Origin of the sequence: Dialister succinatiphilus YIT 11850 (assembly GCF_000242435.1) — a bacterium.
GTDB classification, from domain to species: domain Bacteria; phylum Bacillota; class Negativicutes; order Veillonellales; family Dialisteraceae; genus Dialister; species Dialister succinatiphilus.
The window spans coordinates 941,092-965,512 of record NZ_JH591187.1 but is presented as its reverse complement, the minus strand read 5'-3'; the positions used below and the strand labels follow the sequence as shown (position 1 = coordinate 965,512).

General features: G+C 47.5%; 21 protein-coding genes. All 21 read left to right on the top strand.

All coding sequences use genetic code 11. From position 1 onward, the window contains the following. Positions 1-143 precede the first annotated feature (143 nt). The 21 genes from hslV (at position 144) to HMPREF9453_RS04100 (ending at position 24,206) form a co-directional block, all read left to right on the top strand. Positions 144-674 (top strand): ATP-dependent protease subunit HslV, encoded by a 531-nt coding sequence (gene hslV / locus HMPREF9453_RS04200; protein WP_008859332.1) that lies wholly within the window; start codon positions 144-146, stop codon positions 672-674. Further along, a complete protein-coding gene (gene hslU, locus HMPREF9453_RS04195; protein ID WP_008859331.1) occupies positions 674-2,029 on the top strand; it encodes an ATP-dependent protease ATPase subunit HslU in 1,356 nt (451 codons plus the stop codon). The genes hslV and hslU overlap by 1 nt, the downstream gene beginning before the upstream one ends. Before the next feature lie 248 nt (positions 2,030-2,277). Then, entirely contained in the window at positions 2,278-3,267 is a 990-nt protein-coding gene (locus HMPREF9453_RS04190; RefSeq protein ID WP_008859330.1) for a biotin--[acetyl-CoA-carboxylase] ligase, read from the top strand. A 110-nt stretch (positions 3,268-3,377) separates the two neighbouring features. Continuing rightward, positions 3,378-3,947 (top strand): biotin transporter BioY, encoded by a 570-nt coding sequence (locus HMPREF9453_RS04185; protein WP_008859329.1) that lies wholly within the window; start codon positions 3,378-3,380, stop codon positions 3,945-3,947. A 314-nt stretch (positions 3,948-4,261) separates the two neighbouring features. Beyond that, positions 4,262-5,041, top strand: a complete 780-nt coding sequence (locus HMPREF9453_RS04180; RefSeq protein WP_008859328.1) for a type III pantothenate kinase — start codon at positions 4,262-4,264, stop codon at positions 5,039-5,041. A 205-nt stretch (positions 5,042-5,246) separates the two neighbouring features. After that, complete coding sequence (locus HMPREF9453_RS04175) at positions 5,247-6,098, top strand: transporter substrate-binding domain-containing protein (protein ID WP_008859327.1); 852 nt, start codon at positions 5,247-5,249, stop codon at positions 6,096-6,098. A 30-nt stretch (positions 6,099-6,128) separates the two neighbouring features. Next, positions 6,129-6,974 (top strand): transporter substrate-binding domain-containing protein, encoded by an 846-nt coding sequence (locus tag HMPREF9453_RS04170; protein ID WP_008859326.1) that lies wholly within the window; start codon positions 6,129-6,131, stop codon positions 6,972-6,974. A 249-nt stretch (positions 6,975-7,223) separates the two neighbouring features. After that, positions 7,224-8,093 carry a transporter substrate-binding domain-containing protein gene (locus tag HMPREF9453_RS04165; protein WP_232217317.1) on the top strand — a complete coding sequence of 290 codons (870 nt, stop codon included), beginning with the start codon at positions 7,224-7,226 and terminating at the stop codon, positions 8,091-8,093. A 467-nt stretch (positions 8,094-8,560) separates the two neighbouring features. Beyond that, entirely contained in the window at positions 8,561-9,838 is a 1,278-nt protein-coding gene (locus HMPREF9453_RS04160; RefSeq protein ID WP_008859324.1) for a diaminopimelate decarboxylase family protein, read from the top strand. Positions 9,839-10,045: 207 nt separating this feature from the next. Continuing rightward, entirely contained in the window at positions 10,046-10,603 is a 558-nt protein-coding gene (locus HMPREF9453_RS04155) for a gamma carbonic anhydrase family protein (protein WP_008859323.1), read from the top strand. 602 nt (positions 10,604-11,205) lie between these two features. Continuing rightward, on the top strand, positions 11,206-13,674 hold the full coding sequence (gene leuS, locus HMPREF9453_RS04150; protein ID WP_008859322.1) for a leucine--tRNA ligase: 2,469 nt from the start codon (positions 11,206-11,208) through the stop codon (positions 13,672-13,674). A 101-nt stretch (positions 13,675-13,775) separates the two neighbouring features. Continuing rightward, positions 13,776-15,425, top strand: a complete 1,650-nt coding sequence (locus HMPREF9453_RS04145) for a nucleoside kinase (protein WP_008859321.1) — start codon at positions 13,776-13,778, stop codon at positions 15,423-15,425. A gap of 780 nt (positions 15,426-16,205) precedes the next feature. Beyond that, positions 16,206-16,772, top strand: coding sequence for an RNA polymerase sigma factor (locus HMPREF9453_RS04140; protein WP_008859320.1), 567 nt, complete (start codon positions 16,206-16,208; stop codon positions 16,770-16,772). A gap of 109 nt (positions 16,773-16,881) precedes the next feature. Beyond that, positions 16,882-17,088 (top strand): DUF2922 domain-containing protein, encoded by a 207-nt coding sequence (locus HMPREF9453_RS04135; RefSeq protein WP_008859319.1) that lies wholly within the window; start codon positions 16,882-16,884, stop codon positions 17,086-17,088. Between the two features lie 112 nt (positions 17,089-17,200). Further along, entirely contained in the window at positions 17,201-17,428 is a 228-nt protein-coding gene (locus tag HMPREF9453_RS04130; RefSeq protein ID WP_008859318.1) for a DUF1659 domain-containing protein, read from the top strand. A 1,035-nt stretch (positions 17,429-18,463) separates the two neighbouring features. Next, a complete protein-coding gene (locus HMPREF9453_RS04125; protein ID WP_187368040.1) occupies positions 18,464-20,797 on the top strand; it encodes a virulence-associated E family protein in 2,334 nt (777 codons plus the stop codon). A gap of 759 nt (positions 20,798-21,556) precedes the next feature. Next, a complete protein-coding gene (locus HMPREF9453_RS04120; RefSeq protein ID WP_008859316.1) occupies positions 21,557-22,030 on the top strand; it encodes a phage holin family protein in 474 nt (157 codons plus the stop codon). A gap of 360 nt (positions 22,031-22,390) precedes the next feature. Then, positions 22,391-22,993, top strand: coding sequence for a GH25 family lysozyme (locus HMPREF9453_RS04115; RefSeq protein ID WP_008859315.1), 603 nt, complete (start codon positions 22,391-22,393; stop codon positions 22,991-22,993). After that, positions 22,990-23,370 (top strand): hypothetical protein, encoded by a 381-nt coding sequence (locus HMPREF9453_RS04110; RefSeq protein ID WP_008859314.1) that lies wholly within the window; start codon positions 22,990-22,992, stop codon positions 23,368-23,370. Before HMPREF9453_RS04115 ends, HMPREF9453_RS04110 begins: the two co-directional genes overlap by 4 nt. Before the next feature lie 17 nt (positions 23,371-23,387). Beyond that, entirely contained in the window at positions 23,388-23,651 is a 264-nt protein-coding gene (locus tag HMPREF9453_RS04105; RefSeq protein WP_008859313.1) for a hypothetical protein, read from the top strand. A gap of 15 nt (positions 23,652-23,666) precedes the next feature. After that, positions 23,667-24,206 carry a DUF2815 family protein gene (locus tag HMPREF9453_RS04100; protein WP_008859312.1) on the top strand — a complete coding sequence of 180 codons (540 nt, stop codon included), beginning with the start codon at positions 23,667-23,669 and terminating at the stop codon, positions 24,204-24,206. Positions 24,207-24,421: the final 215 nt, after the last annotated feature.

The window sequence follows — 24,421 nt, the reverse complement described above, 5'->3', positions numbered from 1 at the left end:
ATCAATGCCGGGCCCATTGGAACTTTTAAATCCGCCGGGCGCTTTCCTCTACCCATTGTTTTCTCTGTAACGTATAATATAAGTAGAAATGGAGAACTGCCGAAAGGCGGTGTTTTTATAGCATTCAAATAGAAGGAGGAGTTATGTTTACAGCGACAACCATATTGGCGGTGAAGAAGGACGGCCATACAGCCATGGCTGGTGACGGGCAGGTCACCATGGGAAATGCGGTAATAATGAAGAATACGGCCCGGAAAGTGCGGCGGCTGTATCATGGGAAGATTATTGCAGGATTTGCCGGTTCCGTGGCAGATGCCTTTTCTCTTTTTGATAAATTTGAAGCCAAACTTCGAGACTGCAATGGCAATCTGGTGCGGGCGGCCGTGGAATTTGCCAAGGACTGGCGCAGTGACCGGGTGCTCCAGAAACTGGAGGCCCTTTTGATTCTCACCGATGGAGAGCATCTTTTCCTTGTCTCCGGCAGCGGAGAAGTGATTGAGCCGGATGATGGTATTCTGGCCATTGGAAGTGGCGGCAACTATGCTCTTTCTGCTGCCCGTGCACTGTCACAGAATACGGATCTTTCTGCCCGTGAAATAGCGGAAAAATCACTTCATATTGCAGCAGATATCTGCGTATACACCAATCATAATGTTATTGTGGAGGAAATCTGATGGAAGAATTAACACCCCGTAAGATTGTAGAATATCTGGACCATTACATTATCGGGCAGAAGGATGCCAAACGGGCTGTGGCAGTAGCTCTTCGGAACCGCTGGCGGGCAGGACAGCTTCCACCGGATATTTCCAGGGAAATCAGCCCCAAGAATATTCTTCTCATTGGCCCCACCGGCGTAGGCAAGACAGAAATTGCCCGGCGGATTGCCTCCCTGACCCATGCACCTTTTGTGAAGGTGGAAGCCACCAAGTACACCGAAGTAGGTTACGTGGGAAGGGACGTAGAGTCCATGGTGCGGGACCTGGTGGAAGAAGCGGTGCGTCTTGTGAAGAAAGAGGAATCCGCCCGCCACGGCAGGGACGCGGAGGAAGAAGCGCTGCATCGCATTGCCGAAGTTATGTGGCCTTCTAAAAAGCCGGAGACAAGAAGCCCCATGGATATTATTTTCGGTGAAAAGCAGGCCGATAAGCCGGAAAATCAGGAAGAAAAACAGCGGCGCAAAGAACTGGTGGAAAGAATCCGAAGCGGCGAACTGGATGACCGGCAGATTGAGATCAAGGTGGAAGACAAAGGCAATGCGCCCCAGTCGGATAATGAGCAGGCAAACCAGATTTCCGTCATGATTGCCGGTATGATGCCCAAAAAGATGAAGAAAAAGAAGGTTACCGTTCGGGAAGCAAAGAAAATTCTGACAGAAGAGGCAGCCGATGAAATGGTGGATATGGAAGTGGTGAAGGACAGGGCCATCCATTATGCGGAAGAAAGAGGCATTATCTTTATTGATGAAATTGATAAGATTGCCGGCAGAACCGGTGCTTCCGGCGGCCCTGATGTATCACGGGAAGGGGTGCAGAGGGATATCCTTCCGATTGTAGAAGGAGCTACGGTGAAAACGAAGTATGGTCAGGTGAAAACAGACCATATTCTTTTCATGGCGGCCGGTGCGTTCCATGTGTCCAAACCCAGTGACCTGATTCCGGAACTGCAGGGCCGTTTCCCTATCCGCGTAGAGCTTTCCAGTCTTACGAAAGAAGATCTTCGGAAAATCCTGACAGAACCTCGGCAGGCTCTGATTCGTCAGTATACCGCCCTTTTGGATACGGAAGGCCTTCATGTAACCTTTGCAGAAGATGCACTGGATACCATTGCAGAAATTGCCTCGGAGGTTAATTTGGAAACAGAAGACATTGGTGCCAGAAGGCTTTACACTATACTGGAGAGAGTGCTGGAAGACCTCTCCTTTGATGCTCCGGATATGGAAGAAAAGGAAATGGTGGTAGACAGTGACTATGTAAGAGAGAAACTGGGCAGAATCAGGGAAAATATCGATATTTCCAACTATATTCTATAAGTATAAGGCCGACGGCTGAAGCCGCCGGCTTTTTGTTTTTTGGCGGGATTTCAATAGGACCAGGGTGGAAAAAACTTTTATGCCCTAAAATGTCAATACAATAATATATGTAGGTTGACGAATGGTTTACAACTGGCTATAATAGGAAAAGAGTTAAGGAAGTATTGTTCCAAGGCATTACAGAAAAGGCAGTTTACAAGTCTGTTTTTTCTAACATTCTGTCGCTGTTTATCATAGGAGGCGCTTTTATGCGAAATGAAATCCTGGATTACTTCAGGAAGGCGAATGGGGAATTTGTTTCAGGAGAACAGATTTCCAAAGATCTCCACGTTTCCCGTACAGCCATCTGGAAGCATATCAAAGTACTAAAGGAGAGGGGCTATATTTTTGAGTCCAGTACACGAAAAGGGTATCGGCTCATTTATGCTCCCAATCTGTTGACGCCGTTGGAAATCGACAGTGCCCTCCATACGGAAACTTTTGGACGTCATGTGGTGTACATGTCTTCCACCCGTTCCACTAACGAGGAAGCAAAGAAAATCGCCAGGGAAGGGGCGGAGGAAGGGACCATTGTGGTGGCAGAGGAGCAGACCGGCGGTCATGGGCGGCTTACCCGCGGATTCTACAGCCCCTTTGCCAAGGGCATTTGGTTTTCCCTTATTCTTCGGCCGAAGTTCTTCCCCATGGAAGCATCCAAATGTACCCTTCTTGCTGCCATTGGCGTATGCCGGGGCATCCGACGTCTGGGACTGAAAGATGCCGGTATCAAATGGCCGAATGATATCCTTTACCATGGCAAAAAGATGGTAGGTATTCTTACAGAAATGTCTGCATCCATGGAAAAAATTGATTATATTATCATGGGTATCGGTATCAATACAGGCATGAAGAAAAGCGAATTTCCTGAGGCTTTCCGCGAGACTTCCACATCCTTCCTCAATGAAGGCATCGACGTATCCCGCAAAGATCTTCTGGCGGCCATTCTGGCAGAACTGGAGAAGGAATATCATATGGCTCAGACTGAAGGTTTTGATAAGGTGCTGGAAGACTGGAAGACCCTTTCCGTTACTCTGGGACAGGAAGTACGGGTCATTTTCGGAAATGACAGCTACACAGGCAAGGCTGTCGATATCGATAAGGATGGATGCCTTCTGGTAGATACAGGATCCCATGTAACCCGAGTCATTGCCGGTGACGTATCTATTCGTCCCATTGATGCGCCCCTTCCAAAGAGATAAGATCATTTCATTTCTTTGAGCGTTTGGAAGTTATGTTTCAGCCGTTCCGGGCATTTCTCTCTTCATGTCTGATACACGGACGGTTATAGGAATAGGAGAAGAGGATAACTATGGAAAAAGGAAAAATGCACAATATTATCAGTGCAGCTATATTTGCAGCCATCATGGCAGTGCTGTCGCAGTTTACGTTCCCCATCGGACCGGTTCCCATTACTTTGCAGAGTTTTGTCTGCGCCCTGGCAGGCGGTGTGCTGGGAAGGAAATGGGGGGCTATCTCCATCGGCGTATGGCTTCTACTGGGACTTCTTGGCATTCCTATCCTTACCATGGGCAAGGCTGGTGCCGGCATCTTTTTCTCCCCTGTAGGCGGCTATTATCTGGGATTTGTGGTTATGGCCTGGGTATCCGGCTTCCGTCTGGCAGAAAAGGGTCATTTTCTCCGCCAGGTTTCTTCCGCCGTGCTTGGCCTCATTTGCTGCTACGCTTTGGGCACGGTCTGGTTCATGGGATATTTCCACTTTGGCCTTGGAAAAGAAATGCCCCTGTGGACGGCATTGACTCTTACCGTATTCCCCTTTGTGGCTTTTGACCTCATCAAAGTCATTCTGGGTGTTATCTGCGGTACCCGGATTCGCCAGTCTTTGAATCAGGCAGGCTATTATCCCACCATGGAACATTGAAGTTCCCAAACGAACTGATTCGTACATAAGTACTGATATTAAAATATTTATATGCTGCTTCATCAGTAGATTCCTTATAAAGGGGATAGAAAGCGCTGCTTTTAGGGCGGCGCTTTCTTTATAGCTTAAAATATATGAATAGGCCCACTCATATGGTTATCTGTAAAAATTCTATTATTTGTTATGATTTCCCTTGACAGAATGGAAACTTTGTTGCATTATACACTTGATGAAATTTTAAAGGCACCTCAATGTATGGCTGATGGAATAGAATTTGAGAAGTCATAGGGGAGCCGGTTCCGGAGGAGATTCACATGCTTCTTGCTTTTGATGTGGGAAATACGAATATTGTATGCGGTGTATACAAAGAAAGGAAACTGATCCGTCATTGGCGGGTAGCTACAGATACCCTGCAGACCGCTGACGGGTATGCAGCCCTTCTGGGTACGCTGTTTCAGCTGAGTGGACTTGCCTTTAAGGACGTGGAAGACATTATCATCTCCACCGTGGTTCCGCCAATCATTCCGATTCTGGAAACCATGAGCCAGCGCTATTTTCACACGAAACCCATCATGGTAGGTCCTGGGATCAAGACAGGTCTTAATATCCTGTATGACAATCCAAAGGAACTGGGTGCCGACCGTATTGTCAATGCTGTGGCCGCTATTGCGGAATATGACTGCCCCCTTATTATTATTGATATGGGCACTGCTACCACTTTCTGCGTGGTAGATACCAAGGGCAATTATCTGGGCGGCGCCGTGGCGCCGGGCATCGGTATTTCTATGGAAGCCCTCTTCCAGAGAGCCTCCAAGCTCCCTCGGATTGAACTGGTGAAAACGCCAAAAATTATCTGCCGCAACACTGTATCTGCCATGCAGGCCGGCATTTACTACGGCTTTGTAGGCCAGATTGATGAAATCGTAAATCGTATTAAGGAAGAACTGAATGAGCCCAATGTGAAAGTCATTGCTACCGGTGGTCTGGCTACTCTGATTGCCAAGTCTTCCAAAACTATTGATGTAGTAGATCCTATGCTTACGCTGAAAGGTCTTCTGGTGCTTTACGAAAAAAATAAAAATGACAGAAGGTAAGAAAAAAGCGAATCGGGAAACCGGTTCGCTTTTTTGCTGCAGGAAGCACGTCGTTGTTTTATAAAATGAAAACACTTGTAAACGGATTCCTGCCGGTATGAAACACACTTCAGAAATCGGACAGATAAAATTTTTCCTCTTGCATTTTAATACATAAGGATGTATATTTATAAAAAATAAATCATCGTTACAGGAGGAAAGGCATATGAAGAAAATGATGAAAGCGGCGATTTTAGCACTGGCAGCGGCAGGTATGGTAATGGCAGGGGGCTGCGGAAGTTCCCAGCCGGCGAAGTCTTCGGCAGGAAATTCATCTCAAAGTGCGCTCATGCAGAAAATCAAAAAGGATGGTAAACTGGTTGTAGGTACAGCTTCCGGATTTCCACCTTATGAATTTCTGGATACCTCTGTAAAGGATCAGAAGAAGATCGATGGTATCGACATGAAGCTGGCAGAAGCGGTGGCGCAGAAGCTGGGGGTGAAGCTGGAGGTGCAGGATATGACCTTCCAGTCCCTTCTTTCTTCCATTACTACAGGGAAGGTGGACATAGCTATTTCTGCCATCAATCCCACTGATGAAAGAAAGAAGACTGTTGATTTCTCCCATAACTATCTGGAGGGAAAACAGACCCTTCTTATTCGCAGGGGGGATGAGGGAAAGTATAAATCACTGGCAGATTTTTCCGGTAAGAAGATTGCAGTGCAGAAATCCACGATTCAGGAAAAACTGGCTTCAGAGCAGATTCCGGATGCCCAGATCGTGGCTCTGGCCAAGGTGCCTGATGCCCTGCTGGAATTGAAACAGGGGAAAGTGGATGCTGTACCGGTGCAGAATATTGTAGGTGGACAGTATTTGGTCACTAATGAGGACCTGGCACCTACGAATATTTATTTTGACAAATACAGTGGAGGTTCTGCTGTGGCAGTACCTAAGGGAAGCGATGATGTGGTGGCTGTGATTAATGAGGTCATAAAGGAAAACCAGGACAATGGAAACATAGATCAATGGGTGGATGAAATGACAAAGAAAGCAGTGGCCAACGCGCAGTCCAAGTAACTGCCTTTTTCCTGAAGGAGGAAATCTGTTATGAATAAGACCATGAAAGTCATACTTTTAGGAACGGCTTTGACAGCTGCCATGATTTCTGCCGGCTGCGGAGATTCTTCTACCTCCAAAAGCAGTGCTGCTTCCGGTTCGTCCCAGAGCAAACTTATGCAGACGATCAAACAGAGAGGAAAGCTGATTGTAGGCACGTCCTCCGGTTATCCGCCCTATGTATTTGTAGATGCAGAGTCTCCGGATAAAAAGGTCATCGGCCTTGATATGGAAATGTGTAAACAGATTGCCGATAAACTGGGTGTTCCTATGGAAGTACAGGATATGAGCTTCTCTGCTCTCCTGTCTTCTGTTACTGCCGGGAAGGTGGATATTGCGGTAGGTGGTGTATCTCCTACACCGGAGAGGGAAAAAGCCATGGCCTTCTCAGACCTCTATCTTCCTACGGAGCAGAAGCTTTTAGTAAGAAAAGAAGACCAGCATACATTTAAAACGCTGGCAGACTTAAAAGGCAAAGTCCTGGGTGCAGAGAAATCCACCACCCAGGAAGCTACAGCCCAGAAGGTGGAAGGAGCTACGGCTATTGGTCTTTCCAGTGTGCCCGACGCCGTGCTTCAGCTGAAGAACGGCAAACTGGATGGCATCGTTCTGGAAGGAGTCGTATCGAAGCAGTATCTGGTATACAATGATGATCTGGCCCTGGCTGATGTACAGTTTGATGGTGCCAAGAAGGTATCTGCCGTAGCTCTTCAGAAGGGGAATGATGATGTGCTGAAAATAATTAACGATGTGATTAAACAGGATACAGAGTCCGGGCAGTTTGACAAGTGGGTGGATGAATACAGCAGGATTGCCATTGAAAAGGCAGGAAAATAAGAATTCAAAAAACAGCAGACTCATGGCCTGCTGTTTTTTTATGCATATTATTAAATGCCTCATATTCCAATGAGGAAGCAGGAAATATATAGTAACTGTCGAGCATATTATGATTACAGAACATTTTGAAATAAGATTAAAAAGAAAATTCCCAAAAAGTTTATGAATAATTATTGACACTAACGCATAAATATGCTAAACTCTATGCAAGTTAAGAAAAGAACTCCATTCTTAAAGGCGAAAGGGTGTATGAACATGATGAATAAGAAAAATTTACTGAAAATGATGGCATTAGGTATGGCAGCAGCTGCTGTATTCGGACTGGCAGGCTGCGGCGGTGGTTCTGGCTCGAGTCAGAGCGCTTCTTCCCAGACCCAGAAAGAAAGTCCCCTCATGCAGAAAATTAAATCCAGCGGTAAGCTGGTCGTAGGCACTGCATCGGGCTATCCTCCCTATGAATTCGTAGATACATCTGCCGGTGAAAAGAAAGTCATCGGTATCGATATGGAACTGGCCCAGAAGGTGGCTGATAAGCTGGGTGTGAAGCTGGAAGTACAGGATATGAACTTCCAGGCCCTCCTTTCTTCATTGACCGGCGGCAAGGTGGATGTGGCCATTGCAGGAATCAACCCCACAGATGAAAGAAAGAAATCCATGGATTTCTCCGCTGACTATCTGCCCACGGAACAGAAGGTGATTATCCGTAAAGCGGATGCTGATAAGTATAAGACCGTAGAAGATCTCTACGGGAAAACTATCGGCGTACAGAAGTCCACCACCCAGGAAGCCCTGGCCAAGGAAAAGATTAAAGATGCAAAAATCGTAGGTCTGGCTCATGTACCGGAGGTGGTACTGGAACTGAAGCAGGGCAAGGTAGACGGCCTGGTGGTAGAAGGCATTGTAGGTGAGCAGTACGTTATCTTCAATGATGATCTCATGTTCTCAGATATCAAGTTCCCGGGAGCTGTCAAGAACTCTGCTGCTGCCGTACAGAAGGGAAATGAAGATGTGCTGGCTGTGATTAATGAAGTGATTAAAGAAAACACAGATAATGGCAACTTCAAGAAATGGACAGAAGAATACAGCAAGAAAGCTGTATCCAATGCAGATAATAAATAAGTGAGAAATAAGTGAAAGAACCCTGCAGTGTCATTGAGACACGGCAGGGTTTTGATTTAGAAATACAGACTTCTCCAGCCTATGACTGCTTAGGGAAGCGCTGATTAAATCATTGTTTGCTTTTATTCTTGAATTTTTATGCAATGCGAGGAATGGGCTGACGCGAATAGCGAGCTATTTAAGGAAGCCCATGACGAAACAGTGCATAAAAATTCTTATAAAAGAAAACTCTATGAATTAATCAGTGCTTCCTTAATACCTATGAGTGACTCCGGTCTTACTACTGGAAATTCTGAATAGAGGTTTTAATTAACTTTTAAAGAAAGATATGAATATAGATATGGTCAAGAATATGAGTGTATGTTATAATTAGCTAACTTCAGATGATTTTACCTGATAGGGGAGCGCCGATACTTCAGTGGTCTGATTCTATCAGTGCTTTCTTAAAGAAAGAGGGGCTTATATCCATGAATAAAAAAACTATTCCGTTTTCCGATGAATTAATCCGTGATATAGCAGCCAAGTATGGCACACCTTTTCATATTTATGATGAAAAGGGGATTCTTGATAATGTAAAGAGGCTGCAGAAAGCTTTTTCCTGGAACCCCAATTTCCATGAATACTTTGCAGTGAAAGCCACACCGAATCCCTGGATTATGAAAAGCCTTAAAACTTTAAACGTAGGCTCTGACTGCAGTTCCATGGCAGAGCTGGTACTTTCCGAAACCGTGGGCATCAGAGGAGAAGAAATCGTATTTTCGTCCAATGATACGCCTGATGAAGAATTTATCAAAGCCAATGAACTGGGAGCCATTATCAACCTGGATGATGTATCCAATCTGGATGACCTGGATAGGCTTCATATTGTTCCTGAAAAAATCTGCTTCCGTTATAATCCGGGCCCTGAACTGGCAAGGGGCAATGCCATCATCGGCAAGCCGGAAGAAGCAAAGTACGGCATGACTAAAGAACAGCTCATGACCTGCGTGGACTGGGCTAAGAAAAAGGGCATTTCCTACATTGGCATCCATACCATGGTGATTTCCGCAGAACTGGAACTGCCGGGGCTTCTTGGCACCATTGCCATGATGTTTGATCTGGCTAATGAAATCAGAAATGAAAAGGGCGTGACTGTCAGCTTCATCGATTTCGGCGGCGGCATCGGCATTCCTTATCGCCCGGAACAGAATCCCGTGGACATTGAAGGCCTTGGAGAGGGCGCAAGAAAGCTCTTTGAAGAAAAGATGAAAGGCTTTGACCATACTCGTATCTGCTTCGAATGCGGCCGCGCCATTACCGGTCCCTATGGATTCCTGGTGACCAAAGCTATCCATTATAAACATATTTATCGCGATTACATCGGCGTGGATGCCTGCATGGCGGATCTCATGCGTCCAGGTATGTATGGTGCCTACCATCATGTGACCGTACTTGGTAAGGCTGATGCACCTAAGGACCATGTGTATGATGTGGTAGGCTCCCTCTGCGAAAATTGTGATAAATTTGCTATTCAGCGGCCTCTTCCGGAAATTAAAACGGGAGACCTCATCGTCATTCATGACACCGGTGCTCATGGTCACAGCATGGGCTATAACTATAACGGCCGCCTTCGCCATCAGGAGATTCTGGTTCATGAAAACGGCAGCGTACAGCAGATCCGCCGTAATGAGACCCTCTTTGACCTGTTTGCTACCCTCGATTTCCCGAACCTGAAAGAAAATACGGCCAAGGTAACAAAGGAATAATAAGTCAGAAATAAGATATTATATGTATGAAACCGCAGGTATCTATCCTGCGGTTTTTTGATTTCCGGCGGCAAATCTATCTAATTATGTATTCAGGTTATATGGATTGAGAAAAATCTAAAAATATCATAGCGCCAAAAAACGGGTTATTGTATAATATCAATATAGAAGTATCGAAATGCATTTAATATTTTAGGAGGCATTCATATGTATACTTTATCTACTGTAGAATTTAATGGAAAAATTCCGCAGATTGATCCTAATGCTTTTGTAGCTCCCCACACATTCCTCTCCGGCGATATCAGAGTCGGTAAGTATGCCAGCATCTGGCCAGGTGTGGTAGCCAGAGGTGATGTGAACTATATTTCCGTAGGAGAATGCTCCAACGTACAGGATCTCTGCTGCCTTCATGTAGCCGATGATCATCCCTGTATTATTGGCGACTATGTAACCATTGGACACAGCGCAGTGGTTCATGCCTGCACCATAGAAGATCATGTGCTCATCGGTATGCATGCTACTATACTCGATGGCGCTGTGATTGGAAGAGGATCTATTGTAGCAGCCGGAGCTGTCGTACTGGGAGGAACTGTCATTCCACCAAACTCTCTGGTAGCCGGTGTTCCTGCTAAAGTGATTCGCACCATTGACCGTGTAAAGAATATCCATGCCCAGGCCATCAAGTATAAATGCGAATGGGCTATCGGCTATGGCGCTAAACCGGATATTGACGGTGAACTTTATCACGGCGAAAAGATTGTGTAATGAATTGAATCATGATACAAAAATCATCCCGGGAATTTTTCCCGGGGTGATTTTTTATGGAATGGGAAATGGTCAGTCATGGGTCATAATATAACAAGGTGCCACATGAGAAAACAGGAGCACCTCTGGTGCTGTTAGGGAAGCGCTGATTAAATCATTGTTTGCTTTTATTCTTGAGTTTTTATGCAATGCGAGGAATGGGCTGACGCGAATAGCGAGCTATTTAAGGAAGCCCATGACGAAACAGTGCATAAAAATTCTTATAAAAGAAAACTCTATGAATTAATCAGTGCTTCCCTGAAATTGAGGCTGAAATCAGGACTTCCATGGTAATACACCATCTCGTCCTTTAGTGGGAAAGAGAGTCATGCAGCAGCGAAAAGGAGTGAGCAGATTTAAAATCCTGTATGCCGGCGGCACCAGAGGATGCAGTATGAAAGCGGCCGCCGCTGACGCCTCTTGCGTCTCCAGGAGGGGCTGAATCCATTGCATGCTTACCGGTATCACGGTCACATTTGACTATTTCCCACTATGAGCTATATAATAAGTATCAACTATATAAAAAATGATGATGTATCATTGTTTTTGTGGAAGGTGAAATTATGCGTGAAAAGTATGTTCCTCAGCAGATTGAGAAAAAATGGCAGAAAATCTGGGAGGATACAAAGGCATTCGAGACTCACTCGGATCCTTCTAAAAAGAAATACTATGTTCTGGAGATGTTTCCTTATCCCTCCGGTAACCTTCATATGGGCCATGTAAGAAACTATTCCATCGGTGATGTGGTGGCCCGCTTCAAGAAAATGCAGGGATTTAACGTTATCCATCCCATGGGATTTGATGCCTTCGGCATGCCTGCAGAAAATGCAGCGATTAAGCATGGCACTCCGCCGGCAGAATGGACTTATTCCAACATTGACAATATGACTCGTCAGCAGAAGGAACTGGGCCTGTCCTACGATTGGGACAGGAAGGTTCTTACCTGCCGGGAAGATTATTACAAACACACCCAGAAGCTCTTTGAAATTTTCTACAAGAGAGGTCTGGCATACAAGAAAGAAGCCAAGGTAAACTGGTGTGACACCTGCCATACTGTGCTGGCTAATGAACAGGTAGAAGAAGGCCGGTGCTGGAGATGCAAGAATCCGGTAGTAAAGAAGGACCTGTCCCAATGGTTCCTGAAAATCACCGACTATGCTGACCGTCTCCTGGCCGATCTGGACCATATGCCGGGCTGGCCGGAAAGAGTTAAGACCATGCAGAGAAACTGGATTGGCCGCTCCACCGGTACCCAGTTCTCCTTCAAAGTGGAAGGCATGGATGATTCCATTCCTGTATATACCACCCGTGTAGATACTGTTTACGGTGTGACCTACATGGTGCTGGCTCCGGAACATCCGCTGGTGGAAAAGCTGATTGCCGGCAACCCAGAAAAGGATAAACTGGAAGCTTTCATTACAGAAATGAGAAACCAGAACGACATTGTCCGTACGGCAGAAGATGCACCGAAGCTGGGTATGTTCACCGGAAGCTATGCCATCCATCCCCTGACCGGCGAAAGAGTGCCTATCTGGATTGCCAACTATGTTCTCTATGAATATGGTACCGGTGCTGTCATGGCTGTTCCGACCCATGATCAGCGCGACTTTGAATTTGCAAAGAAATACAATCTTCCCATGAAGCTGGTGGTGCAGAACAAAGCTCATGACCTGAAGCTGGAAGATATGGATAAAGCCTATGATGCCGACGGATACCTGGTTAACTCCGGTGAATTCGATGGCCTGACTTCTGCAGAAGGCAGGGAAGCCATTACAAAGAAATTTGAGGATATGGGTATCGGCAAGGGTAAGGTTAATTACCGTCTCCGTGACTGGCTGATTTCCCGTCAGCGTTACTGGGGCTGCCCGATTCCGATTATCCACTGCCCTCACTGCGGCAATGTACTGGTACCGGAAAAAGATCTGCCTGTCAAACTTCCTACGGATGTAAATTTTGTGGCCGGTGCTACCTCTCCTCTGGAAACAAGCAAAACCTTCCTCCATGTGAAATGCCCGCAGTGTGGTGCTGACGCTACCCGCGAAACGGATACCATGGATACATTTATTGATTCTTCCTGGTACTTCCTCCGCTACTGTGATCCCCACAACGAAAAAGAGCCTTTTGATAAGAAAAAGGCAAATTACTGGATGCCGGTGGACCAGTATATCGGCGGTATTGAACATGCCATTCTCCACCTGCTGTACTCCCGTTTCTTTATGAAAGTACTTCAGGACGAAGGCATGGTAGATTATCCGGAACCTTTCACCAACCTGCTCTGCCAGGGTATGGTGCTGAAAGATGGCGGCAAGATGAGTAAGTCCGTAGGAAACGTAGTTTCCCCGGAAGAAATTGTAGGGAAATACGGCGCTGACACCGCCCGTCTCTTCATCCTCTTTGCTGCTCCTCCGGAGAAGGATCTGGAATGGTCTGACCAGGGTGTGGAAGGCTCCTACCGCTTCCTGAAGAGAGTATGGGCCATTACCGGTAAATACCAGGATTTCAAGAAGGAAAACAAAGGCAAGCTGTCGGAAGATGAATTTGCACTCCGCAGGAGACTGCACCAGACTATTTCCAAAGTGACCGAAGACCTGGATGGAAAATTTGCTTTTAATACGGCGATTTCCTCCATTATGGAACTGGTGAATGAAATGTACCGCTTTGTAGAAAGCCATGATGCCATTGAAGATAGTCTGGCTCATGAACTGCTGCGGAATCTTCTTATCCTGCTGGCTCCCTTCGTTCCCCACATTACCGAAGAACTGTGGCAGGGACTGGGCGAAAAGGAAAAGAGTGTTCACGAAGCTTCCTGGCCTTCCTGCGATGCATCGGCCCTGGTGGTGGATGAAGTGGAACTGGGTGTACAGGTAAACGGCAAAGTCCGTGCTGCCATCACTGTTCCTGTAGCTATGAGCCGTGAAGAAATCGGAGAAAAAGCAAAGGAACTGCCGGAAGTGAAAAAATTCACCGACGGAAAGAAGATTGTGAAAATTATCGTAGTTCCCAAGCGCATTGTGAACATCGTAGTCAAATAATCCAAATGAAAAAGAGTCCTCACGGGGACTCTTTTTTTATGGCTGTGTTAAAATAAAAAAGAGTGCTATGGCTTTTGGTTGGCTTTAAAGGAGTGACTTCTATGCATATTACCTGTGAAGGAAGAAGCTTTGATTTCTTTGACGGCGCTTCGCCCCAGAACCTCTGGAACATTGTGAGGGGAGAGCGGGGAAGAAATGACGCAGTCCTTGCAGACTGCAACGGGGATATCCTCGATTTCCAGACCCCTTTTTCAAAAGATTGTACTGTTCGATGGATTCCTCTGTCGTCTAAACAGGCCTACCAGGCCTATCGCCGCACTGCCATAATGCTTCTGGTATGCGGCGTGAAGGAAATCTATGGGGAAAAAGCTGATGTGAAAGTGAAACACTCCCTTGGAAAATCCATTTACTGCGAATTCAAGGACGGTCATACACCGCTGCAGAAAGAACTCTCCATCCTGGAGAATAAAATGAAGGAGATTGTATCAGAAAGAAGAAAAATTACAAAACTGGTGGTAGGAAGAAACAGGGCCATTGCTTTCCTGCGTATGAAAGGAAGAAATGAAGATGCAGAGCTCTTGTCCCAGCTTGATTTTTCTGAACTGAATGTGGATCAGTGCGGCAGTCTGATTGATTACTATTTCGGCCCCATGCTGCCGGACATGGGATTTATTCATGCCTTTGCTCTTCATTCCTATGCACCCGGTTTCCTCCTGCAGCTGCCGGGACCTGGAGAAACAGAGCTGACTCCCGGAAAAGACGATCCCCTCTATGCCCGGGTCTTTCTGGAGTCTCAGAACTGGAGTGAACTCATTGGCTGCCATAACCTGGAAGAACTGAACCGGTCCATTGACACCGGACGGATTTACGACCTGGTGGCCACAGCGGAAGCGCTGCAGGAAAAGAAAATGGCTGAACTGGCAGATACCATCTGCCGCCAGAAACCGTCTATCCGTCTCGTCTGTATGGCAGGCCCTTCTTCTTCCGGCAAAACGACTTTCATGAAAAGGCTTATCGTTCATCTCTGGGTCAACGGTGTGAAACCGGTGATGCTTTCGCTGGATGATTATTTCCGAAATCGCGATGAAATGGGAAATGAAAACTGGGAAAATCTGGAAGCGTTGGACTTAACCCTTTTTGAAGATACGGTCTCTGCTCTTCTGGAAGGAAGGGAAGTGCATCTACCCCATTTCAATTTCATTACCGGCAAAAAAGAATGGGATAAAAAGGCTATCCGTCTGGGAAAAGAACAGCCTATTCTGGTTGAAGGTCTCCACGCCCTGAACCCCAGACTGACCTACTTCGTGCCAGGCTATCAGTGCATACGAGTCTATCTTTCTGCATTAACCCAGCTCACCATCAACGATCACAACCGCATCTCCACCTCCGACAGCCGCCTTCTTCGCCGCCTAGTCCGGGACTTCCAGTTCCGCGGCAACGGTCCGGAGCATACCCTTATGGTGTGGGACAATGTAAGACAGGGGGAAGAACGCAATATCTTTCAGTACCAGGACAGGGCCAATGTGGTTTTCAATACGGCCCTCCTTTATGAAATCCCGGTACTCAAGAAACTGGCCCGGCCTCTTCTGGAAAGTATAGGAAGGGACAGTCCTGCCTATTCCGAAGCCAAAAGAATGCTCTCCTTCCTTATGCCCTTCAGAGAACTGGACAGCTCCATCGTGCCGGGAGAATCCCTCCTCCGTGAATTCGTGGGATATAAAGGGCTGGGGAAATCCTTCCTGAACCGGTAGGGACGCCAGCTGTTTGCTTCCCAACCCCTATCTTGTATTGGCTTTGGATTTAATCCTTAGGGAAGCGCTGATTAAATCATTGTTTGCTTTTATTCTTGAATTTTTATGCAATGCGAGGAATGGGCTGACGCGAATAGCGAGCTATTTAAGGAAGCCCATGACGAAACAGTGCATAAAAATTCTTATAAAAGAAAACTCTATGAATTAATCAGTGCTTCCTTAAGATTCTTAGTAAAATATTTTCTACTCTTTTCAAAAAACGGGACCTGCCGTTATTTATATAGTAGAGGGGCACGAAAAGCCCGCGGTTCTACCGGATATCACTCCATATGTTTCCCAGTTGGCCATAAGAAATGATTCTATGGAGTGATGGAAAGAAGAAAATGGTACCGCTTTTCTCCCTCACCATTTCCGGAAAATGGTAAAAAATCAGTGTAAACTGAAAAAATAGCAGAGAAATCCAGGACTTAACATCTATCTCGGCAGAAATGACGGGAGACTCATGTATGGCGCGCGCCGTCGTACCTCGTACAGCAGCGGCCGTAGACCATGCAGACACCGAACTCATTGGGCATAGGGGATGGGAAGGCACCGGGTTTCTTTGTGGTGGTGGGAGCCAAGCTGCTTGGCTCTTGCCAATTTCTTGTATTATCGTATACAATAAATTTAAATACAACTGAATACCGGTACGCTTGAGATGAATAGAGACACTGCTGATTAGATGAAAAAAGCGGACCACCGGTGTTTTTCCGATACTTATCGGGGAAAAGGGTGTTCCTTATGCAGAAAATTGACATGAATAGCTGTTTTGATGATTTGGCAGTGCAGGCCGGAAAAGGAAATCCGGAAGCGAAAGAAGTTTTATGCAGGCATTTCAGAAAGTATATCCATAACCTGTCCCGCTCCTACCAGCAGGGCTGGGATGCGGAAGACGCGGAGCAGGATTTATGGGTTTGCTTTTTGGAATGCCTTTTGGCGTACCGGAAAGAAAGGAAAATCCATTTCCGTTACTATGCGCTGAAATATTTGAGATGGAAACTGCTGAATTTTTACCGTTCCAGAAAGTTGGATGAAAAGTATACCAGTGAGTTTACAGAACTGCCCTGCCGCTCAAGCCGGCTGGAAAGGGGAGAGGAGCTGACGGAAAGAGAAACGGAGTCAGTGCTGGAGAAATGCAGTCTTTCAAATAAACAGAGACATATGGTGAGGCAGCGCCTTTCCGGAAAAAGCTATAAGGATATGGCTTCTGAAAACAGGGAATCTTTGCGTAATATCTACTATCACATGGGAAGGATCCAGTCTATATGTGCAGGAAATCAGGAATTTCGAGAAAGTTTTTTTGCCTGATTTTCAAAAAATGGAACCTGCCGTTATTTATATAGTAGAGGGTGAAATGAACGGAACATCCCAGGGCCCGGGATGAAAAATCCGAAGTGCCCTGGAAGGAGGAATGTGAATGAAGACACTGCAGCTTGTGTTTGCGGCAGGATCCAATGCAACTTCCACTCTCACCATTGCCAATCCGAAAGACGGGCTGACACTGGATGAAGTGAAAGCGGCTGTGGCAAAGATCCAGCCCATCATGGTGACCCGCTCCGGCGCGGCGCTTACCGGCTTTAAGAAAGCAGTCATCGTGAACACTACGGAAGAGGAATTAGAGTAAAGGGGATGGAGAGAGTGGCTGGCAGTTAGTCACTAGCTGCCGGGTCACTCTCGAAAATGACTCTACAGAAATCATATCCCATGAGTATAAGAATAAAGAAAGGAGGTAACCTATGGCTGTTGCAAAGGAACTTACGGACCTGAAACTCCAGATTCGTGTAGCAGATGGCACTACATCTGCAGGGGCAGCAAAAATCAAAAGCCTGAGCTATTCCAATATCAAACTGGATGCTACTGACCAGGAGCTGATGGATGCAGGCAAGGCGATTGTGGGTATGACCAATTACCCGCTGGCTGGAATCCGCTGCGTACTGACTAATGATATGAGTGATAACGGTTAAGGAGGTGATCCCAGAAGCCGTCCCCTGATGGGACGGCTTTTGGATTTTATAGGAGCAAAGAGCTTGGCAGGTGCCTAACATTTAAACGGTGCCATTTAGATAAAACCTTTCCAGATTTGCTGATGTCCGATAGAGATTTCAAGGCAGTTCTGTTTTTTAATAAGGTAATTTTTGTTATTCCATTTTATGATATCCGTATTTGTATCAATCTGTGAGTTAGTAGGTAAATGGATAGAGATTTATTTCAAATATATTTCATATCATTAACCAGCTTAAAGTATAAATTTATTATCTACTTTTATTGAGGAAATGGTATTTATTCATGCGAAAAATATATTTGATAAACTCAATTTTATTATTGCATAACATTTATGTATCTGATAAAATAATTATGATGTTTCGTGCCCTGGGCACTGGAAATGCCGGTTATTGCCGTTTCCGGCTCAGCTGCCATGAGAAGGGGATACGATTAAATACATCTGTCTCTTTACAATTCAAATGCCGCATGTAAGATCGCTGTTGTTAAACAGAAAAGATTTTTACATGCCTGGCTCTTGTTATAGACCTATAAAGACCGGGCTTGTGCCCGGTCTTTTTCTTGCAATTTTTTGTCTTTATTTTGGATTGGACTCATTCCAATTATGGAACCGGAGTACTTTCCTGTTATATATCAGTCAGAAAAGGAGTTGGTCTATGAGGTACTTTAATGATTTCTACAAAAATTTGACAATAGCATCTAATGGCAGAAATGTAAAGAGACAACGGCAAAAACAAGTTCTGCTTCTCCTTCTTTTAATATCTTCCTGTGGGATTTTCCTGCGGAAGTTAAGGAAGGGGGATAGGTAGTCATATCATCTGACAGAATAACTGGGGAGTGATTGGATCCGGCTGCTGTCCTATGCCGCTGGATTCCAGTTTCTGCCTGCTGCATGTTAACTTTCATATTCTATTTATTTCTCAATAATTCCTGTATTACAACGAAAGGTTATCACCATGGAAAGATCCTATCAAATTGCCTTAGCTTCGAACCGTAAAGTGAGAATTTGGGAAAACCGGTCTATGACCTGGCATGAGCTGGTGGAGCGGATGATCCGCCCTGTGAGGACGGGGGAGACGGCGGCGGAGTATCGGCAGATGCCGAGGGCCCGGCAGGCGGATGTGAAGGATGTAGGCGGATTTGTAGGCGGGGCGCTGAAGGACGGGCTCCGGAAGAAGAGCCATGTGCTTTTAAGATCCCTTCTGACCCTTGACATGGACTATGGGTATCCCGGCGTTGTGGAGGATGTATTAGGAAAACTTTCCTGTACCTGTTTTCTTTACTCCACCCATAAGAGCAGTCCTGAGAAGCCAAGGCTTCGTCTGGTGATTCCTCTTTCTCGTGATGTGAGCGCTGCGGAATATGGAGCCATTTCGCGGAAGGTGGCCGAGAAACTGGGCATGGCGCTTTTTGACCCAACCACCTTTGAGCCGGAGCGTTTGATGTACTGGGGATCCGTTTCAAAGGACGGGGAGTATGTGGCGGAAGGGCAGGAAAGGGAGCTGCTGGATCCGGATACTGTGCTGAAGGAGTACAGGGACTGGACGGACGTTTCATCGTGGCCATGTGCAGAGGGAAAAGAAGCAGCCGCCACCCTGGCCAAAGCGGAGGATCCCTGTGGGAAGAGGGGACTGGTAGGCGCTTTCTGCCGTGCCTGGCCCATGGACGATGTAATCCGTACCTTCCTTTCCGACCTTTATGAGCCATCTGTCATTCCGGGCCGCTATGACTATAAGCCTGCTGATTCATCGGCGGGGCTGGTGGTGTATGACGGGAAATTCATGTATTCCTTCCACGCCACGGATCCCCTTTCGGGAAGGCTTCTGAATGCTTTTGACGCCGTGCGGCTTACCCGTTTTGGGCATCTCGATGCCGATACCGATGCCGGCACTCAGGTGGATCGTCTGCCATCATACAGGGCTATGATTGACTTTGCTAAAAAGGATGAGCGGGTTCGGGAAGAGATTTTGAAAGAGAAGGCCCGGGAAGCGGAAGAGGATTTCAAGGTGCCTGTGCCCATAGCAGCGAAAGCAGGGACAGTGAAGAGCCTTACGGCAAGGCTGAAATTCCGGTCTGACGGCACCGTGGACAACTGCCTTACCAATTTTCTGACCATTCTTCGCATGGATGAGAAGCTGTGGCCCATTTCCTACAACCTTCTGACGGACTCCGTAGACGTGAGAGGCTCCCTTCCATGGCCCCGGATCAAACCGGGCTGGTCGGACAATGACATGGCCCAGCTCAATTCCTATATTTCCAGCCATTATGGCATTTACGCGCCTATGAAATCCAAAGACGCCCTCATTACCGTGGCCAGCGAGCGCCAGTTCCATCCCATCAGGGAATTTTTCGCATCCCTGCCGCCCTGGGATGGAGTCAAGCGGGTGGAAACGCTGCTGGTGGACTATCTGGGCGCAGAAGACAGCGAATACACAAGGGCGGTTACAAAGAAAACTCTGGCCGCCGCCGTGGCCAGGGTGTATGAGCCGGGGGTGAAATTTGACTCTGTCCTGATCATCAACGGGAGCCAGGGGATCGGTAAATCCACCCTCTTTTCCCGTCTCGGGGGACAATGGTTTTCCGACAGCCTCACACTGACGGACATGAGGGACAAGGCCGCGGCGGAAAAGCTGCAGGGCTATTTCATTCTGGAACTGGGAGAACTGGCGGGCATGAAAAAAGCGGATATTGAAACGGTGAAATCCTTTATTTCCAGAAGGGACGACAAGTACCGGGCCAGCTACGGTATTACCGTGGAAAGCCATCCAAGGCAGTGCGTCATCGTGGGCACCACCAACGCTGAAAACGGCTTTTTGCGTGACGTCACAGGAAACCGGCGCTTCTGGCCCGTGGCGGTCAGCGGAATGACCATGAAAAAGCCCTGGCATTTGACGATGAATGAAATCTGCCAGATCTGGGCCGAGGCCATAACCATATGGAAAGCCAGGGAACCGCTGTATCTTGAAAATGAACTCCTTTCCGCTGCCCGGAAACAGCAGCAGGCCGCCATGGAAACAGACGACAGGGAAGGACTGGTCAAAAAATATCTGGAAACCAAACTGCCCAGGAAATGGGACACCATGGATTTAACAGAAAGGAGGCTTTACCTTTCCGGCGCAGAAGGCCTGCCGGAAGAACCGGGCGCCATGGTAAGGGATACTGTCACCCATATGGAAATCTACGCGGAATGCTTCGGGCTGGATCCTGCCCGTATGAGGAAACAGGACAGCTACGACATTTCTTCCATCATGAGCAAAATGGAGGGATGGAAGAAAGCAGCTAGCAAGAAGTGCACACCCTATGGACGGCAGAGATTTTATGCAAAGGAATAAGGAATAATTGTTTACTGAATCAAGTGGAACAAGACAACATATATTCTTGTTCCAGCTTGTTCCAACTCGTTCCAGCTTGTTCCACAGGAACAGATTTTCACCTATGTGATTTTATGAAGTTGTTCCAGCTTGTCCCATCTTGTTCCACCGCTTGTTCCACCGAATTTTTCAGTCACCATCGTGTAAAACAGGCCAATGGAACAAGTGGAACAAGATATTACCTATAGAGATATACAAAAGAAAAGAGGGGTGTAAATGGCATATGTACGATATATATATACGCGCGCGAGGAGCTTGTTCCATGGGCCGGTGCTGTTAAGAGTCATGCCTTTGTGCTGGCACCCTCCATGACGAAGTCATGGAGGGAAGGTTGACAGCCGCTTTGCGGCTGAGGTTTGACAGGGCTGACGCCCTGAGGGTTCTTAGGTTTGACACAGCCTGCGGCTGTGAGGGTTGTGGTGGGCGGCTGCGCCGCCAGTTTGTATAAAACCGTACAACCGCCCTGGCGGGCGGGGGAAGGCCACCAGAGGTGGCTGACTCACCTCCATATTTAGGGTGAATTATATGACAAAGAAAGCCAATCCCGTAACGCTGACTTTATAAGCATCACCCGAGAGGGCGATACCACAACCCTCGGCCTGAAAGGCCGTCAAACCTAAGAACCTTAAGAACCTTCGACCCGAAGGGCCGTCAACCCATGGGATTACAGTCACTGACCGTTAGTGGCACAAAAGCATTTACGCAACGAAAGGAGCCGATATGGATCACATTGAAAAACTGATTGATTTATACCCTTTGAAAACCGTAAGCACGGTGCTGCTGATTTTCCTCATGGATGCAAGAACAGTCCTCTTCCTCTGTTTTGCCCTGCTGGTGGTGATTGACTGCCTCACAAGATGGACAGCCATCAGTTTCAAAAGCCTGGCAGAAAAGAACGGAAAAGCAACGCTGGCGGCAGCTCTCTGGGGCATACCCTCAGCCAGGAGGAAAGGGCTGATACGGAGTTTCGACATGAGAAAGGGGATGGATAAACTTCTTCTCTACCTTCTCTGCACACTGGCCGCCTCATCCTGCGATATGATTTTCGGTGTCCTTGGCACACCGGCCTGGATGACCAGTTTCATCGTAGGTTATATGAGCGTAACGGAAATCCTGTCCATTATTGAAAATTTGTCGGAAGCGGGAGTCGGGGATTTTGCGCATCTTGCAGACAAGCTGCGCAAAAAGGTTTAACGGCCCCTGAGGGGCCGAGGTTTGACAGGGCTGACGCCCTGAGGGTTCTCAGGTTTGACACAGCCTGCGGCTGTGAGGGTTGTGGTAGGCGGCTGCGCCGCCAGTTTGTATAAAACCGTACAACTGCCCTGGCGGGCGGGGGGAAAAAAAGCCACCGGAGGTGGCTAACGCATCGCTATGGTTAATGGGTTATGTAACCGGAAGGCATTCCCGTAACGCTGACTTTATAAGCATTGCCGCGAGGCGGCTATCCACAACCCTCGGCCTGAAAGGCCGTCAAACTTTAGAACCTTAAGAACCTTCGGCCCGTAGGGCCGTCAACCCTATCAACGTAATTGACTCAAAAGCAAAGGAGCACAAATGACTCAACTCGGAATAGATGTATCAGAGCACAATGGAGAAATCGACTGGAAGAAAGTTTCGGAAGAGGGCATAAGGTTTGCCATCATCCGGGCAGGCTATGGAAGCGCATATCTTGACAGCCGATTTTATGAGAACGTGAATGGAGCCCATGATGCGGGACTGAAACTGGGGGTGTACCACTTCGGCTATGCCCGTCATGGGGGAGAGCTGGAGGTGGAAAGAAATTTCCTCCTCTCCATCCTCAAGGACTGCGGTCTCCTGCCCAAACATCTTCCCCTGGGTGTCTTCTGGGATGTGGAAGAAGATTCTTATCGGGGAAGGGAGTTTCCAAGGCCGGGGGTGATTAACCGGATGTGCCACGCCTTCTGTGAAGGAACGGTGGATGCGGGCTATCGGGCTGGCATCTACGCCAGTGCCAGCTGGCTTCAAAGCTGCATCAAAGCGGCGGAATTTGGCGGACATACCCTCTGGGCGGCCCAGTGGTGGAAGGAATGCACCGTAAAGGAAGCGGGAATCTGGCAGTTTACGGACCATCTGGAAGTGGCAGGGCAGATCTTTGACGGAAACAGGATCCTGGAGAAGACGGATGGTGATGAATGATGAAACACTGTGCCGCCGCCTTCTGCCTTTTCTTCTTACTTTTCTTTTGGGCTTTGCCGGTGGATGCGGCCTCACCATTTTCCTCGGAGAAAACGTACCGGATCACGGAAACAGAGCTTTCCAGGCTGGAATCGGACTTGGACAGAGCCTTGGAAGAGAAGGGGAAACAGAAAGAACAGTCAGAGAGGCTCAGGAAACAGCTCAGGACCTTGGAGAATCAATCGGAAGAGAGGAAGAAAGCCTTAGAGACGGTAAGGAAATCCTTCGAAGAGTACGCCAGAGAGGAGCAGAAAAAACAGAAGAGACTTAGAAGAGAGAAAAATGCAGCCCTGGGATTGGTAGGGCTTCTGGCAGTGGCATTGGCAGCAGGGAAATAAAGGAGAAAGGAGACAAAATGGACAATCTCATAGACCAGCTTGCAGTCATCCGCGTGCAGCTTGACGAGCTGGAAAAGGAAATCCGCGGAATGATGACACAAAAAGAGGAAGAAAAGCCGCCAGTCACCATGGCGGATGTGCGCCGGCTTATGGCAGAGAAATGGAACCTGGGAAAAAAGGACGAAGTGAGGTCCCTTCTGGCAGCATACGGAGCCCAAAAACTGACGGATGTATTGCCTGAGCATTATGAAGAGCTGGCAGAAAAGATAGAAGCATTATGACGAAAAGGAGCACACATGAAAGACTTGACGAAAGTGGTGACAGGACCGAAAACAAGATTTTCCTATGCCAACGTATGGGAACCCAGAAAATTCAAGGGAGACAGGGCAAAATACTCCATCTGCCTCATCATTCCCAAAGAAGACGGAGAGACCCTTTCCAAAGTGGAGAAAGCCATAGCCGAAGCCTACCGGCAGGGACAGGAAAAACTGACAGTCAATGGAAAGACAGCGGCCCTTTCCAGCCTAACCCTCCCGCTTCGTGACGGCGATATGGATAAAAGGGAAGATTCCGTTTACCACCATGCCTACTACATCAACGCCAGAAGCGATATGCCGCCGGGCATTGTAGATGGAAGCCTGAACAGGATAACCGAAAAATCCGGCTTTTATTCCGGCTGCTACGGCAGGGCCTCCATTCACTTCTATGCCTTCAACTATGATGGGAAAATGGGCATCGCCTGCGGGCTGAACAATCTGCAGAAACTGGCAGACGGACCGGTGCTGGGAAATTGGAGTACGCCGGAGGAAGATTTTGGGGATGAGATTTTTGGGTGAGAATGGTGGCTGGTGGCTGGGCGGTGCTTTCCGGTATTCCCGAAGGTTGACGCGGCTTCGCCGCGAGGGTTGATGGCGCCGCCGGGCCTGACGGCCCTGGGCGCCAAGGGTTCTGCCTGTGATCGGCTTCGCCTTACAGGCGGGTTGAGGGCTCTCGCCCTCGGGAGTTATATAGTATCGCTGCGCTGGCGAGGTACGGCGCCTTCGGCGCCATT